Below are 1,160 nucleotides of genomic sequence, written 5' to 3'. Positions count from 1 at the left end.
AACGGTATACGGCCCGTATCAGGGTTTTGGCCGCCACCCGTTTTCCCGTGTTACTGATACCAGGAACCAGGCGGGTCAACAAGGGCAAGGCCACCGGCTGTTTCTCTCGCCTGATCACCCAAGCCAGGCTGACCCAGCATTGGCCTCTTACATATTGCGCCAAATTCGGCTTGTTGCCATGCTGATGATGAATCTGGCTCCCCGGCGCCTTCTTCGAGGCGCGAAGCGTCAAGGTATCATCGATCACCAGGTGAATGACTTCCTGCTTCACGACCTTCAATATCAATCGGACAAACTGTCGAGACAGCCCCAACCAGGACCAGCGCCCTTTCTGCAACCATTTGTAATAACTGCTCCAGTGATTGCGCATCGTGACGACCAAGTAGGCTTCGGTTACAAAGCCTGCTGGGGTGAGCATCGCCCCGATCAACAATTCAATGAAGGTACCCACGGATCTCAGGGGTAGCGCTTCTGCCAAAAATGTTATCCAATAACACAGTTCGCGGGGGATACGGCTATATCCTTTCGCGTCCATAGCGGCCTCCAGAAGTTTGTGTTGATTTCTCTTCTGAGAGGCCGCGCCTTGCTATGTCAACTATTTTGGCTCCTCAGCAGAATTTGTGGGTAAACTCAGGCTCGGGTAAAGCAGCAAGTGCATGATACAAAGCGATTTCCGCGCCCCGATACGTCCGAAAACCGAAGGATTTTCTGGAGGTCAGTTTTGCCTTGGTGTTGAAACCCTCCACAACACCACTGGAAAGCTGCCCCCTGGCCCGGAACCAGTTGAGCAACAGCGGCCGATGACCTCGCAGCATCCGGGCCACTTTCTTCATCGGCTCGATTTTCGATCGCATCGTTTTCGTACACCACCTATCCAGAAACTGACCGGCCCAGTAGGGCGAAACGTAACCCCAGAAGAACTGGAACGCCTCCTTCAGCAGGTAGGCCCGCACGCTGCGAAGGTTGTACTGCAGCAGTTCCGCCAGCTTGCTCTCCTGCGCATCGGTCAAATGTTCCGGTCGCTTCAGCAGCAGCCAGCGGCTTTTCGTCAGAACAGGCTCATATCCCTTGGCCTTCAGCTCCTTCACCTCGCCGGCACGCACTTCGTCCAGGGCCTTGCTGAAATGGGCCATGATGTGGAACCGGTCGAGCACGTGCAC

2 protein-coding genes are annotated in these 1,160 nt (G+C 55.1%); both read right to left on the bottom strand.

Translation table 11 applies throughout. The features are described 5' to 3' along the window. On the bottom strand, positions 1-535 hold a 535-nt coding region (locus ACOCD2_RS21010), incomplete at its 3' end, for a transposase (protein WP_419583293.1). 73 nt (positions 536-608) lie between these two features. Beyond that, a partial coding sequence (locus ACOCD2_RS21005; RefSeq protein ID WP_419626046.1) for a transposase occupies positions 609-1,160 on the bottom strand: 552 nt, incomplete at its 5' end.

Origin of the sequence: Thiolapillus sp. (assembly GCF_048562965.1) — a bacterium.
Taxonomy (GTDB): domain Bacteria; phylum Pseudomonadota; class Gammaproteobacteria; order Chromatiales; family Chromatiaceae; genus Thiolapillus; species Thiolapillus brandeum_A.
Note: the sequence above shows the minus strand (reverse complement) of the source record. Positions and strands in the feature narration are given on the sequence as shown.